The organism is Exiguobacterium aurantiacum (assembly GCF_024362205.1).
Classification (GTDB): domain Bacteria; phylum Bacillota; class Bacilli; order Exiguobacteriales; family Exiguobacteriaceae; genus Exiguobacterium; species Exiguobacterium aurantiacum_B.
Genome location: NZ_CP101462.1, coordinates 1811672 through 1824869, shown reverse-complemented (window position 1 = coordinate 1824869; position 13198 = coordinate 1811672). Strand labels below are relative to the sequence as shown.

Here is a 13198-nt window from a genome sequence, read left to right as displayed (position 1 = left end):
CATCATGGGAGAAGTCTTATCTCAACAAGAAATTGATGCCTTGCTATCGGCGTTAAGCAGCGGGGACGTCGAAGCCGACTCGTTTTTAAATCAAGAAGAAGAGCGGAAGGTTCGGCAATATGACTTTAAACGGGCGGTCCGCTTCTCGAAAGACCAAATCCGAAGTCTGACCCGAATCCATGAACATTTCACACGCATGTTGACGACGTTCTTTTCGGCGCAGCTCCGGACGTACGTGCAGTTCACGGTCAACTCGGTCGAGCAGCTCCCGTACGATGAATTCATTCATTCCATTCCGAGTATGACGATGATCAACTTGATTGAGGCTCCGCCGCTCAACGGCCGCTTCATCATCGAGGTCAACCCGAACATCTCCTACGCGATGCTCGACCGCCTGCTCGGTGGTCCCGGGGTCGAAATCGAAAAAGTCGAGAGCTTCACCGAAATCGAGATGCGCATCTTGACCCAGTTGTATAAACGAGCGTTTGCCGGATACGGGGAGGCGTGGGAGTCGATTGCGGAGATCAAGTCAGAGATGACCGCGGTCGAAGTTAATCCCCAGTTTCTTCAACTCGTCTCGCCGAACGAGACGGTCGTCCTCATCTCGATCGGTGTCACCATCGGCGAAGTGAGCGGCACGATCAACGTCTGCTTACCGTTCGTGACGATCGAGCCGGTCTTATCCAAACTGTCGAGCCATTACTGGATGCAGGAGGCCAACCGCCGCAACGCGAGCGGTAACAGCAAAGAACCGCTCAAAGCCCAATTGATGAACTCGACGGTTGAAGTCGTGTCCCTGCTCGGAGAGACGTCGATCACGTTTGGTGACTTGTTACATTTAGAGGTCGGCGATTGTTTGACGCTCGATCAATTAGCGAAAGACCCGTTATCCATCATGGTAGGGGAAAATAAAGTGTTCAAAGGGCAAGTCGGTGTGAGCGGGAAGCGGATGGCGGTCCAAGTGCTCCACCGGGTGAAGGAGGAAGAGCAATGAGTGAGATGTTGTCACAAGATGAAATAGACGCGTTATTGCGAGGGACGAGCGATTCGTCAAAATCAGAGGCGAAGCCCGAAGAGCATCTTGACTCGATGGAGAGCGACGCTTTAGGAGAGATTGGGAATATCTCGTTCGGAAACTCGGCGACGGCGTTATCGACGTTACTGCAACAAAAAGTAGAAATCACGACCCCGATCGTCAGCGAAGTCACAATCGATGCGCTCCGTGAGCGTTATCCGACACCGCACGTGGCGCTTCGCGTCGGTTACACCGAAGGCTTGAAAGGCGAAAACGTCCTCGTGTTGACACGTGAAGACGCCGCCATCATCTCGGACTTGATGCTCGGCGGGAACGGAATCGATGTCGATCCGGAAGGGTTGGATGAAATCCGGCTCTCGGCCGTGCAAGAAGCGATGAACCAAATGATGGGAGCAGCGGCGACGTCATTGTCGACCGTGTTCTCGAAAAAAATCGATATCTCACCGCCGCTCGTCGAAGTGTTCGATGCGACGAAGACCCAGACGATTATCGATCGTCTTGAACTTTGGGAAACGATGGTGTTAATCGAGTTCAACTTGAAAGTCGGTACGTTAATCGATTCAAAAATCGTCCAAATCGCACCGATTCAATTCGGGAAGCAACTCGTCAATGAACTGATGACGGCCACCGCGCCACAACCGGTCGCACCGGCTGCGGCCGCTCCGAAGCCAGAGGCACCGAAAGCACCGGCCGCTGCTGCGCCACCGCCACCAGTTCGTCAAGAAGTGAAGTCGGCACCGGAAGTCGCTGTCAGTCAAGCCGAATTTATGCCATTGCATGCACCAACGACGAACGAATCGATTCCAGCGAACCTCGGTCTCTTATATGATGTCCCGCTCAGCGTGACGGTCGAGCTCGGACGGACGAAACGTTCGGTCCGCGAAGTGCTCGAGTTGTCGCAAGGGTCGATCATCGAACTCGATAAACTAGCCGGTGAGCCGGTCGATATTTATGTGAACCAACAACGGATCGCCCGCGGCGAAGTCGTCGTCATCGAAGAGAACTTCGGCGTCCGTGTAACAGAAATTATCCAACCGCACGAGCGGATTGGCATCGTTTAAGGAGGAAGAACAATGAGTGCAAAAATTTTAGTGGTAGATGATGCGGCGTTCATGCGCATGATGATTAAGGATATCTTGACAAAGAATGGATTTGAAGTCGTCGGAGAAGCGGAGAACGGTGTCGATGCAGTCGCGAAATATCGTGAGCTCATGCCCGATCTCGTCACGCTCGACATCACGATGCCAGAAATGGACGGCTTGGCAGCCTTGAAAGAAATCCGCGGGTTCGATTCGAACGCGAAAGTCATCATGTGTTCGGCGATGGGACAACAAGCGATGGTCATCGATGCGATTCAAGCAGGGGCAAAAGACTTCATCGTCAAACCGTTCAACGCTGAACGTGTTGTCGAGGCAGTCTCAAAAACGGTCGCACAATGAACAAGTGGTGGTTGATTATCCTTCTCGTGGCTGGGTTATTCATCCCGGCCACGGTCGAGGCCGCCACCGTCGACCAACAGTTCGAACAGCAACAGCCAGACACGAAAGACGAACCGGTCACATCGGCCGTCTCATCGGTCGGCACGGCCATCAAGCTCATCTTGAGCCTGGTCGTCGTCATCGGTGGGTTCCTCGTCCTCGTACGTTGGTTGAACGCACGGACGCAAGGCGTGAAGTCGGCTCAGCATTTGACCCATCTCGGCGGTGTCCCGCTCGGCAAAGACCGTTCGGTGCAACTCGTTAAGCTCGGTGAACAAGTGTACGTGCTCGGTGTCGGTGACTCGATTCAATTGCTCGACCGGATTGATGCCGAAGCGATGGACGAGGCGGCGCTCGATGCCCCGGCCTTGAACCAGTCGAACTCGTCGGCTTTCCTCGACACGTTCAAACAACAGTTGGCCCAGATTGAAGAAGTGAGGAAGAAACGATGACGACGATTGAACAATTAATCAACTTGGAGACGCCAGACAGTACATCGACCTCAATCAAATTGTTGGTCGTGCTCACCTTGCTCACGCTCGCACCATCGTTTTTAATCTTGATGACTTGTTTCACACGGGTCGTCGTCGTGCTTTCGTTCATCCGTCCGGCACTTGGGACGCAACAGACGCCGCCGAACCAGCTGATTATCGGGCTCGCCCTGTTCATCACGTTGTTCGTCATGTCGCCTGTGCTATCAGAGTTGAATGACAAGGCCCTCTCGCCGTATATGGACGACCGGATCAGTCAAGACGAGGCGTTCGAAGAGGCAGGGAATACGATGAAGCGGTTCATGGCCCAATACACGCGCCAAGAAGATTTGCAATTATTCATTAAATATGGGAACTATGAGCAACCTGAGTCGGTCGAAGATGTTCCGCTGCTCGCGATGGTCCCGGCCTATGCGATTAGCGAGTTAAAAACGGCGTTCCAAATCGGATTCATGATCTTCTTGCCATTTTTGATTATCGATATGGTCGTGGCGAGTGTCCTCATGTCAATGGGGATGATGATGCTTCCGCCGGTCATGATCGCATTGCCGTTCAAATTGTTACTGTTTGTGTTGGTGGATGGATGGCACTTGATTGTGGAGTCCTTGCTTAGAAGTATGTAGGAGGAACGAATATGACGCAGGAAATGGTCATCTATTTGGCGACGGAGAGTGTGTGGACGTTATTGAAAATCTCGATGCCGCTCTTATTGATCTCGCTCGTCGTCGGTCTCGTCATTTCGATTTTACAGGCGACGACACAAATTCAAGAGCAGACACTATCGTTCGTCCCAAAGATCGTCTCGGTCTTTATCGGGCTCGTCGTCTTTGGGCCTTGGATGCTGCAACAAATCGAAGGGTTCACCCGTTTGATTTTTGAACTGATGGTCGAGGTCGCCTCGAAATGAACGCGGTCGATTTCATCAGTCTCTATGGATTGACGTTCGCCCGTCTTTCCGGCTTCTTCGTGAGCGTCCCGTTATTTTCGTCCCGGCAACTGCCGGTCATGCACCGCGTCGCGTTCAGTGCCTTTTTAGCGTACTATGCGATGTTCACGGTGACAGAGCCGCTCGATCTCGGTCAAGCGTACATCTTGCAAGTCTTGTACGAAGTGTTGATCGGGTTGGTGCTCGGCATTTTGATTAACATTTTATTCTTCGCGCCTCAGATTGCGGGCGGCGTCATCGATTTACAGCTCGGACTCGCGATGGCATCGGCGTACGACCCGATGTTCGGAGGACAGTCGCCGTTAATCGGACGATTTTATTACATCTTTACGTTGTTTATCATGTTGTCGAGTAACTTACATTTATTGTTAATCGACGGCATCTATTATAGCTTTCAAATTTATCCGCCGGGCCAGCCGATCATCGACTTCAGTGAAGCATCGCTCATGATGGCCGTCAAGGTCGTCACGATGACGATGATGGTCGCTTTGCAGCTTGCCTTTCCGCTCATGGCGTCACTCTTGCTCGTCGACATGGCGCTTGGGTTCTTGGCGAAATCGGCCCCGCAGTTCAATATTTTTGCAATCGGATTCTCATTCAAACTGATTGCGGGATTCTCGGTCATGGTCGTCATGATGGGTTTGACCTTGAACGGCATCAGTCAGTTCATCCCGATCTTACAAGAAGTGTTGCGTGATTTTATGACATTGCTAGGAGACGCCTCATGAAGCCTCTATATACCTTATCGGTCGATCTTCAATTTTTTGCAGGAGAAAAAACCGAAAAAGCGACCCCACGAAAGCGGGAAGACTCGCGCAAGAAAGGACAAGTCGCCAAGTCGGCCGATTTGACCGGTGCTTTTGCCTTGTTCGCGATGTTTCTCATGTTATCGTTTTTTGGGCCGTATCTCGGCAAGCAGCTGTTCGGCTTGACGAAAGATTTGCTCGGTACGAGCTATTTATTGTTCGACTTATCGAATGGCTTGTCTGGGATGCTCACCGATTTGTTGCTTCGTGTCGGCCTGATTGTCGGTCCGTTCTTCGTCGTCGCGGTCGTGTTCGGGATTTTGATCAACTACCTTCAAATCGGGACGTTGTTCTCGACCGAGGCGATTCAACCGAAGCTCGAACGCATCGATCCAATCAAAGGGGTCAAACGGATTATCAGCATGAAAGCAGTCGTCGAATTTTTAAAGTCCTTATTCAAATTATTGATTATCCTGACGACTGCTGTTGCCGTGCTCTGGCAAAACCAAAAAGAGCTGTCCCGGATGGCGGTCGAACATGTCCGTGAATCGGTCATCGCACTCGCGAGCATCACAATCGAACTCGGACTATGGGTCAGTGTCGCCTTACTCGCGCTCGCGCTGCTCGATTTCTTCTACCAACGATTCGATTTTGAAAAATCGATTCGCATGTCGAAACAAGACGTGAAAGATGAATATAAAAACAGCGAAGGTGACCCGCTCATCAAGTCAAAGATTAAACAACAACAACGGGAGATGGCGATGCGCCGCATGATGCAAGAAATTCCGAACGCGGACGTCGTCATCACGAACCCGACCCATTATGCCGTCGTCATTCGCTATGACGACACGAAAGACTTTGCGCCGCTCGTCGTCGCCAAAGGCGTCGACCAAGTCGCCTTCAACATCCGCGACGCGGCCAAAGAACATGACATCCCGATTGTGGAAAATAAACCGTTGGCCCGTGCCCTGTACGCCCAAATGGACATCGGGGAAGTCGTTGACGAGTCGTTTTATCAGGCGATCGCCGAAGTGCTCGCGTTCGTCTATCAATTGAAACAACCGTCTTGAGGAGGAGTATGTGTTGGCTGTAAAAGCGAAAGATTTCGCGGTATTGATTGGCGTTCTCATGATCGTCGTCATGCTCGTCATCCCGTTACCGGGGTTCATATTAGATTTTTTAATCATTGTTAATATACTCATCGCCTTGCTGATTCTACTCGTTGCGATGAACGCGCGCGAAGCACTCGACTTCTCGGTCTTCCCTTCGCTCTTACTGATCGTGACGCTGTTCCGGCTCGGATTGAACGTGTCGACGACGCGCTCGATTTTATCGACCGGATACGGTGGGGAAGTCATCGCCACGTTCGGGAACTTCGTCGTCGGCGGGAACGTGCTCGTCGGGTTCGTCGTCTTCCTCATCCTCGTCATCATCCAATTCGTCGTCATCACGAAAGGGGCCGAGCGTGTATCCGAAGTCTCGGCCCGCTTCACACTCGACGCGATGCCTGGTAAACAGATGGCGATCGATGCCGACTTGAACTCAGGGCTAATCGATGACAAGGATGCTCAAATCCGCCGGAAAAAGATTCAAAGTGAAGCTGATTTTTACGGATCGATGGACGGGGCCTCGAAGTTCGTCAAAGGGGATGCCATCGCCGGAATCATCATCGTCGTCATCAACTTGATTTTCGGGATCATCATCGGGACCGTCCAAATGGGACTCCCGGTCGGTGAGGCGTTCCAGACGTTCTCGCTCATGACAATCGGGGATGGGCTCGTCGGTCAAATCCCGGCACTCCTCATCTCGACGGCGACCGGGATCATCGTTACGCGTGCCGTGTCGGATGGGAACTTAGGGGAAGACGTCGTCGACCAGCTCGGTCAAAACCCGACGCTCCTTTATATCGCCGGCTCAATCGTCATCATGCTCGGAATCATCTCGCCTAGCTTGCTCCCGGTGACGCTCTTTATCGCCGGTGTCGCTTTCTACGGGGCGTACACGATGCGCCGCAACATGAAACGAGTCATCGATACACCGTTGCCGGAAGAAGAGCCATCGGCACCTACCGAGACCGTCGTGTCGCTCTTACAAATCGATGCCATCGAATTCGAGTTCGGCTACGGGCTCATTCCGCTCGCCGATGAATCGCAAGGCGGCGATTTGCTTGACCGGGTCGTCATGATTCGTCGTCAACTCGCGCTTGAACTCGGCTTCATCTTGCCGACGGTTCGGATTCGTGATCATTTGCAACTGTCGCCGAACGCATACCGAATCAAAGTGAAAGGGAACGTCGTCGCCGAAGGAGAGCTCTTGCTCGATCATTATTTGGCGATGAGCCCTGGCATTGAAGACCCGGAAGTGTATGGCATTGAAACGACGGAACCGGCGTTCGGCCTCCCGGCCCTCTGGATCGATGAAGAGACGCGTACCCGCGCCGAAATGAGCGGATACACGGTCGTCGATCCGCCGTCGGTCGTCGCGACGCATTTGACCGAGACGCTCAAGAAGCACGCGGCCGACCTTCTTGGTCGCGAAGAGACGAAGCAGTTGGTCGAACACTTGAAAGAGACGCACCCGGTACTCGTCGAAGACGTGACACCATCGGTCCTCTCAATCGGGGACATTCAAAAAGTGCTACGTCATCTATTGAAAGAACACGTCTCGATTCGCAATTTACCGCTCTTGTTCGAGACGATGGCCGACTACGGCAAAGTGACGAAAGATGCCGACATCCTCGGCGAATATTGCCGCCAAGGCTTGTCTCGTCAATTGACAGACCAAGTCAGCCCGCCGGACGGACCGCTCTACGTCGTCACGCTCGGTGGCCAAACCGAACAGCTCATTCAAGACGCCGTTCAAAAAACCGAGTTCGGCAACTATTTGGCGCTCGACCCGGAACAGGCGCGCGAGATTATCGAACGTTCGGGCGAGCAACTGTCGATGTTCGAACGCTACGGAGCCTCGGCCGTCATCCTCTGCTCGCCGACGATTCGTCTGTTCGTGAGACAATTGCTCGAACGGTATTATCCGGACGTGCCGGTCCTCGCCTACAACGAACTGCTCAGCTCGATTGAAGTGAAAAGTATTGGGGTGATTTAAATGCAAATCAAAAAATATACTGGCAAGACGATGGCGGAAGCGATGACGAAAGTCAAACAAGAGTTTGGCGACGATGCCGTCATCTTGAACTCCCGCCAAGTGAAGAAAGGCTGGCTCGGCCTGTTTGCCTCGCAACACGTCGAGGTCATCGCCGCGCTCGAGAAAGCGCCGCTCGCCGTCAAACCGCGTGCAGCTGTGAAACCGGCCGCCACACCGAAACCTGTGAAGATGTCAGAGCGTCAAGTGCAACCGAAGAACGTCTCGATTCCTGCGCCTGAACTCTCGGCAACGAGACGCTTGCCGGCGGCACTGACGCACGTCGAATCACTGCTCGCCTCTGAATCGTTTCACAGTGAGACATGGGACGAAGCGATCAATGAGCTGTATTACACGACAAAATCGGTGGAAGTCGTCGAACGCTACGTGCGTGACCAAATCCGGAGTTCCTTCTTGCCTGTGCCCGAACCGAAGCGGTACATGATGCTCGTCGGTCCGACCGGGGTCGGTAAGACGACGACGCTCGCGAAACTCGCCGCCCATTACAAGCTCGAGCACGGTCTGTCGGTCGGCCTCATCACGACAGACACGTATCGAATCGCGGCGATCGAACAATTGAAAACGTACGCCGAGATTTTAGACATCCCGGTCGAGGTCGCCTACGATTTCGATGACTTCAAACGGGCGAAGCAACTGTTCGCACGGAAAGATATCATCCTGATTGATACGGCTGGTCGCAACTTCCGCGACGAGGCGTACGTCGAGCAGTTCGAGCGCTATCATGATTTCTCGGAGACGAGCTTGTCACTCGTCCTCAGCTTGACGTCGAAGATGCGGGATATGGAAATGATTTATCGCCAATTTGAACCGTTGCCGCTTCGGTCGCTAATCTTCACGAAAGCCGATGAGACGAGCGACATCCATGCGATGTATCGAATGGTCCGAGAAAGCGGACTACCGGTCGCTTGGTTGACGGACGGGCAAGAAGTGCCGGATGACCTCGTCGCCGGGGAGCCGGACCGACTGACGGATCGTTTGCTTGAGAAAGAAGGGTGGACCCAATGGACCAAGCAAGACGTCTGAGAGCGAAAACGGAGACCGCACCGACGACAATCGCTTTTGCGAGTGGGAAAGGCGGGGTCGGCAAAACGAATGTCTGCGTCAATACAGCAATCGGTCTCGTCGAGCTCGGGAAACGCGTCTTGATCGTCGACCTCGACATCGGGATGGCGAACGTGCACATCTTATTGAACGCATCGAGGTCACGGACGATGATGGATTCGGTGAAAGCGCGAATTCCGCTCGCTGCCTCGGTTCAGAAAAACGTGCAAGGTGTCGATATATTACATGGGGGAAGTGGGCTCGACGAACTAGTCCAATTCTCACATGCAGATATGCAATTTTTTATGCGTGAACTCGAAGTGCTGACCGAATACGATTATGTCTTATTCGACATGGGGGCCGGGGCGACAGACACGTCACTCCAGTTTATCGAGGGGTGCGATGAGATGTTTCTCATCTTGACGCCCGAACCGACCTCGCTCATGGATGGATACGCCTACACGAAGCTCGTCCATCGTCAAAGTCCGGACTTGCCGCTCGGTGTGATCGTCAATCGAGCCCAATCGGGTGAGGAAGCGCTGCAATGTTTTGAACGAATGGAAGTTGCATGTGAGCAGTTTTTAAAGAAATCGATTCGATTCCTCGGGTATTTACCAGATGACGCCACGGTCAGACGAGCGGTCATCGCCCAAGTCCCGTTTTACCATCTGGACCGAAAAAGTGATATCAGTTGGCGGCTTGAACGGATTTTAACGACATTGACCGGGACGCCGCCGAAACCGCGTCATTTCATGGAACGCTTGATGGGGAACTTGAAACGTCAGTGGAACCGAGTCTAACGACAGGGAGGCATTATAGATGGACGTGAACGAATACTTAGGATTGTTTTTAGACGAGTCGCAAGAACATATCCAATCGGTGAACACCCAGCTGTTGAAACTAGAACAGACGGGAAGCCAGGAAGCGATTCAAGAGATTTTCCGCTCCGCACATACGCTCAAAGGGATGTCGGCGACGATGGGCTACGAGAGCGTGGCCAACTTGACGCATGAGATGGAGAGCGCGCTCGACTTGGTTCGAGCCGGAAAGAAAGAGAGCAACCAACTGTTGCTCGACACGATGTTCTCGGCGATGGAACAAATCGAAGAGATGATCGCGGATATCGAGACGGGGGGAAGAGGTGCAAACGTTGAAGTCGCGGCGACAGTGTCTGCGTTCCAGTCATTCATCGGTAGCACTCCGCAAACAGTCGAGACGGTCGAGGCGACGGTCTTCACAGCCGACCTTTATACCGATTCGGTCATCACACAAGCAAAAGAGACGGGCTTTGAGGCGTTTCAACTTCACGTGAAGCTATCGGATGCCGTCGTCTTGAAAGCGGCGCGCGCCTACATGGTGTTCGACCGCCTCCAGGAGCTCGGCGAAGTCGTCCGTACGGTTCCTGAGACCGAAGCGATCGAGCAAGAACAGTTCGACCTCTCATTTGACGTCTTGTTCGTGACACAAGAGGCGGCGGACGTGATTGAACATGCCGTGTCCCAAGTGTCGGAAGTCGAGCACGTCCACGTGACACCATACATGAGTGCGGCAACCGGTGCGCCGGAAGTTGCCGTCAGTGCCGCCGTGGCTGAAGTGAAACCGAAAGCGGTGGAGACGGAGGAACCGAAAGAACAGGCCGTCGCGCAAGCGAAGACGATTCGAGTCAACTTAGAGCGAATCGATCGTCTGATGAACTTGTTTGAAGAGTTCATCATCGATCGCGGTCGTCTCGAACGGCTCGCCGATGAAGTCGGTCAGCCAGAACTGAACGAGACGGTCGAGAAAATCAAGCGTGGCACGAATGAACTTCAATCGCTCGTCCTGACACTCCGCATGATGCCAATCGAGCAAGTGTTCAACCGCTTCCCGCGCATGGTGCGTTCGGTCGCGAAAGATATTCATAAAAAAGTCCAACTCGACATCACCGGTGCCGAGACCGAGCTTGATCGGACGGTCATCGATGAGATTGGCGACCCGCTCGTCCACTTGATTCGAAACGCCATCGACCACGGCATCGAGTTGCCGGAAGTACGCGTCGCAGCCGGAAAGCCGGAGCAAGGTCGACTCGCGCTTCGCGCTTATCATGGTGGCAACCGCGTCTTCATCGAGATCGAGGATGACGGGGCAGGAATCAACGTCGACAAGGTTCGTTCGAAAGCGCTCGAGCGTGGTGTCATCACGCCTGAAGAGGCGACGACGATGACGGACAACGAAGTGGCCATGCTCATCTTCGCACCTGGATTCTCGACGGCAGAGGTCGTCACCGATTTGTCTGGTCGCGGCGTCGGTCTAGACGTCGTCAAAAACAAGATCGAATCACTCGGTGGGGTCGTCACGCTCGAAACGGTCGTCGGACAAGGGACGAAATTCCAAGTCAGCTTACCGCTCACGCTGTCGATCATCTCAGCGATGCTCGTTCAAGTCGGTGAGGAAACGTACGCTGTCCCGTTGTCATCGATTCTCGAGACGACGCTCCTCGACGAGGCCGATATTTTGACGGCCCATCGTGAACGTGTCTTCGACTTCAGAGGTCAGCTCGTCCCGCTCGTTTACTTGAAAGAAATGTTCGCGATCGAAACGGAAACGAAGACGCAATTCCCGGTCGTCGTCGTCCGCAAAGGAAATAAACTCGTCGGTGTGGTCGTCAACGATTTGATTGGCCAACAAGAGATCGTCATGAAGCCACTCGGAACATACCTCGAGGGCATCCCGGCCATCTCTGGTGCGACGATACTCGGAGACGGGCGTGTCGCCTTGATTGTCGACAGCAACGATCTGTTCTAAGGAGGAAGAAGAATGGAACAAAAATGGGTAGTCTTTTCATTGGGATCGAACACATACGGGATCGACGTCCAGTCGGTCCGCTCGATTGAACGAGTACAACCGGTCACACGCGTCCCGAACGCGCCAGCTCACGTCAAAGGCGTCATCAATCTGCGCGGTGTCGTCACACCGGTCATCGACCTTCGGCTCCGTCTCGGTTATGATGCGGTCGAACCGACCGAAGAGACACGGATTTTGATCGCTTCGCTCAATCAAGGCGATGCCGGATTTATCGTCGACCGGGCCAACGAGGTCGTGGAAAGTGAGGACGTTCGCATCGAGCCGATCCCGGAGTCGAGTCGGGACATGTTGTCGGCTCACTTGACGGCGATTGCCAAAGGCGAAGATAAATTGTTCTCGCTGCTCGATGCTAACGCATTGTTCGAGGAACAGCATGCTGAGTGAGTTCGAGCAAGATTTATTGAAAGAACTCGGTAATATCGGTTCGGGCCATGCCGCGACGGCGTTGTCGACGCTCTTGGCCAAACCGGTCAGCATCACCGTCTCCTCAGCGGAGATGGAACCGATCACGTATTTACCGGAACGAGTCGGTGGGCCGGAACGTCACGTCGCGTCCGTTTTGTTAGAACTCGGCGGTGACATCAACGGCATGATTCTCATCTTGTTTCCCGTCGATGATGCTGAACGGATGGTCGCATCACTCATCGGAGGCACGTTCTCGTTCCAAACGGCGGATGAGCTCGGACAGTCAGCCTGGGAAGAGATCGGAAACATCATGAGCGGCGCGTACGCCCGTGCGCTTGGAGATTGGCTCGATACGCCAATCACGATTCAAGTCCCGGCGACAGCGGTCGATATGGCCGGTTCGATCGTCGAGTTTGTCGTCACGTCGGTCCAACCCGAGGAAGATGCGGCACTCTATATCGATACGACGTTCCGCATCGACGAGAAAGTAAGTGCCGGACATGTGTTGTTCCTACCGACGCATGGATCGCTCGAACGGATTAAACAGCGGTTGATCGGCCATGGCTGAAGTCCTTAAAATCGGCATCGCGGAATGGAAGCAGACGACGGCGCCGAATAAGTTGCGAACGGCAGGACTCGGTTCGTGCGTTGGTGTCATCTTGTATGATGTCCGGCTCCAAGTCGCGGCGATGGCCCATGTCATGCTGCCGGATTCGGCAATTGCCCGGAAACATCAAACGGTTGAAGTAGGAAAATATGCGGATACGGCCATCGAAGCGCTCGTCGCTTCGTTGAAACGGGCCGGAGCGGGTCGGCTTCAAGCGAAGATGGCCGGCGGCGCCCAAATGTTTCAATTCAAGTATGAGAATGAGGCGATGCGGATCGGTGAACGGAATGCCGAAGCCGTGCGCAACGCTTTAAAAGCGCACCGTATCCCGCTCATCGCAGAAGACTGCGGCGGGCATAACGGACGGACGATCGAATTTGATGTGGCGACTTGCGTCCTGTCGATTCGAACGGTCAGCGTAGGAACTAAGGAAATCTAGGGGGGA

The 13198-nt window shown here is 53.7% G+C and carries 15 protein-coding genes; all 15 read left to right on the top strand.

Features of this window, described 5'->3' with window-relative positions; translation table 11 throughout:
- The first annotated feature begins 4 nt into the window (after positions 1-4).
- The 15 genes from fliM to NMQ00_RS09395 are packed head-to-tail and all read left to right on the top strand — an operon-like array spanning position 5 to position 13192.
- Positions 5-994 (top strand): flagellar motor switch protein FliM, encoded by a 990-nt coding sequence (gene fliM, locus NMQ00_RS09465; protein ID WP_255176499.1) that lies wholly within the window; start codon positions 5-7, stop codon positions 992-994.
- On the top strand, positions 991-2097 hold the full coding sequence (gene fliY / locus NMQ00_RS09460) for a flagellar motor switch phosphatase FliY (RefSeq protein WP_255176498.1): 1107 nt from the start codon (positions 991-993) through the stop codon (positions 2095-2097). Before fliM ends, fliY begins: the two co-directional genes overlap by 4 nt.
- 12 nt (positions 2098-2109) lie before the next feature.
- Complete coding sequence (locus NMQ00_RS09455) at positions 2110-2475, top strand: response regulator (protein WP_021067131.1); 366 nt, start codon at positions 2110-2112, stop codon at positions 2473-2475.
- On the top strand, positions 2472-2966 hold the full coding sequence (locus tag NMQ00_RS09450) for a flagellar biosynthetic protein FliO (protein WP_255176497.1): 495 nt from the start codon (positions 2472-2474) through the stop codon (positions 2964-2966). The genes NMQ00_RS09455 and NMQ00_RS09450 overlap by 4 nt, the downstream gene beginning before the upstream one ends.
- The gene (fliP, locus tag NMQ00_RS09445; protein WP_034777218.1) at positions 2963-3628 is read left to right on the top strand and encodes a flagellar type III secretion system pore protein FliP; all 666 of its coding nucleotides are present in this window, start codon (positions 2963-2965) and stop codon (positions 3626-3628) included. The genes NMQ00_RS09450 and fliP overlap by 4 nt, the downstream gene beginning before the upstream one ends.
- 11 nt (positions 3629-3639) lie before the next feature.
- Positions 3640-3912: a flagellar biosynthesis protein FliQ gene (fliQ, locus tag NMQ00_RS09440; RefSeq protein WP_021067134.1), complete on the top strand. Its 273-nt coding sequence runs from the start codon at positions 3640-3642 to the stop codon at positions 3910-3912.
- Positions 3909-4679: a flagellar biosynthetic protein FliR gene (fliR, locus tag NMQ00_RS09435; protein WP_255176496.1), complete on the top strand. Its 771-nt coding sequence runs from the start codon at positions 3909-3911 to the stop codon at positions 4677-4679. Before fliQ ends, fliR begins: the two co-directional genes overlap by 4 nt.
- Positions 4676-5767 carry a flagellar biosynthesis protein FlhB gene (gene flhB / locus NMQ00_RS09430; RefSeq protein ID WP_255176495.1) on the top strand — a complete coding sequence of 364 codons (1092 nt, stop codon included), beginning with the start codon at positions 4676-4678 and terminating at the stop codon, positions 5765-5767. The genes fliR and flhB overlap by 4 nt, the downstream gene beginning before the upstream one ends.
- Before the next feature lie 13 nt (positions 5768-5780).
- Positions 5781-7799: a flagellar biosynthesis protein FlhA gene (flhA, locus tag NMQ00_RS09425; protein ID WP_441294617.1), complete on the top strand. Its 2019-nt coding sequence runs from the start codon at positions 5781-5783 to the stop codon at positions 7797-7799.
- Entirely contained in the window at positions 7800-8879 is a 1080-nt protein-coding gene (locus NMQ00_RS09420; RefSeq protein ID WP_255176493.1) for a flagellar biosynthesis protein FlhF, read from the top strand.
- Positions 8858-9697 (top strand): MinD/ParA family protein, encoded by an 840-nt coding sequence (locus NMQ00_RS09415; protein ID WP_255176492.1) that lies wholly within the window; start codon positions 8858-8860, stop codon positions 9695-9697. The genes NMQ00_RS09420 and NMQ00_RS09415 overlap by 22 nt, the downstream gene beginning before the upstream one ends.
- Before the next feature lie 19 nt (positions 9698-9716).
- Positions 9717-11681 carry a chemotaxis protein CheA gene (locus tag NMQ00_RS09410; protein WP_255176491.1) on the top strand — a complete coding sequence of 655 codons (1965 nt, stop codon included), beginning with the start codon at positions 9717-9719 and terminating at the stop codon, positions 11679-11681.
- Between the two features lie 12 nt (positions 11682-11693).
- Complete coding sequence (locus NMQ00_RS09405; RefSeq protein WP_255176490.1) at positions 11694-12125, top strand: chemotaxis protein CheW; 432 nt, start codon at positions 11694-11696, stop codon at positions 12123-12125.
- Positions 12115-12714 carry a chemotaxis protein CheC gene (locus tag NMQ00_RS09400; RefSeq protein WP_255176489.1) on the top strand — a complete coding sequence of 200 codons (600 nt, stop codon included), beginning with the start codon at positions 12115-12117 and terminating at the stop codon, positions 12712-12714. The genes NMQ00_RS09405 and NMQ00_RS09400 overlap by 11 nt, the downstream gene beginning before the upstream one ends.
- On the top strand, positions 12707-13192 hold the full coding sequence (locus NMQ00_RS09395) for a chemotaxis protein CheD (protein WP_255176488.1): 486 nt from the start codon (positions 12707-12709) through the stop codon (positions 13190-13192). Before NMQ00_RS09400 ends, NMQ00_RS09395 begins: the two co-directional genes overlap by 8 nt.
- Positions 13193-13198 lie beyond the last annotated feature (6 nt).

What these genes read in the sequence shown, in the direction of transcription:
- fliM (WP_255176499.1), top strand. Translation starts at nt 5, where the DNA reads ATGGGAGAAGTCTTATCTCAACAAGAAATTGATGCCTTGCTATCGGCG.
- fliY (WP_255176498.1), top strand. Translation starts at nt 991, where the DNA reads ATGAGTGAGATGTTGTCACAAGATGAAATAGACGCGTTATTGCGAGGG.
- NMQ00_RS09455 (WP_021067131.1), top strand. Translation starts at nt 2,110, where the DNA reads ATGAGTGCAAAAATTTTAGTGGTAGATGATGCGGCGTTCATGCGCATG.
- NMQ00_RS09450 (WP_255176497.1), top strand. Translation starts at nt 2,472, where the DNA reads ATGAACAAGTGGTGGTTGATTATCCTTCTCGTGGCTGGGTTATTCATC.
- fliP (WP_034777218.1), top strand. Translation starts at nt 2,963, where the DNA reads ATGACGACGATTGAACAATTAATCAACTTGGAGACGCCAGACAGTACA.
- fliQ (WP_021067134.1), top strand. Translation starts at nt 3,640, where the DNA reads ATGACGCAGGAAATGGTCATCTATTTGGCGACGGAGAGTGTGTGGACG.
- fliR (WP_255176496.1), top strand. Translation starts at nt 3,909, where the DNA reads ATGAACGCGGTCGATTTCATCAGTCTCTATGGATTGACGTTCGCCCGT.
- flhB (WP_255176495.1), top strand. Translation starts at nt 4,676, where the DNA reads ATGAAGCCTCTATATACCTTATCGGTCGATCTTCAATTTTTTGCAGGA.
- NMQ00_RS09420 (WP_255176493.1), top strand. Translation starts at nt 7,800, where the DNA reads ATGCAAATCAAAAAATATACTGGCAAGACGATGGCGGAAGCGATGACG.
- NMQ00_RS09415 (WP_255176492.1), top strand. Translation starts at nt 8,858, where the DNA reads ATGGACCAAGCAAGACGTCTGAGAGCGAAAACGGAGACCGCACCGACG.
- NMQ00_RS09410 (WP_255176491.1), top strand. Translation starts at nt 9,717, where the DNA reads ATGGACGTGAACGAATACTTAGGATTGTTTTTAGACGAGTCGCAAGAA.
- NMQ00_RS09405 (WP_255176490.1), top strand. Translation starts at nt 11,694, where the DNA reads ATGGAACAAAAATGGGTAGTCTTTTCATTGGGATCGAACACATACGGG.
- NMQ00_RS09400 (WP_255176489.1), top strand. Translation starts at nt 12,115, where the DNA reads ATGCTGAGTGAGTTCGAGCAAGATTTATTGAAAGAACTCGGTAATATC.
- NMQ00_RS09395 (WP_255176488.1), top strand. Translation starts at nt 12,707, where the DNA reads ATGGCTGAAGTCCTTAAAATCGGCATCGCGGAATGGAAGCAGACGACG.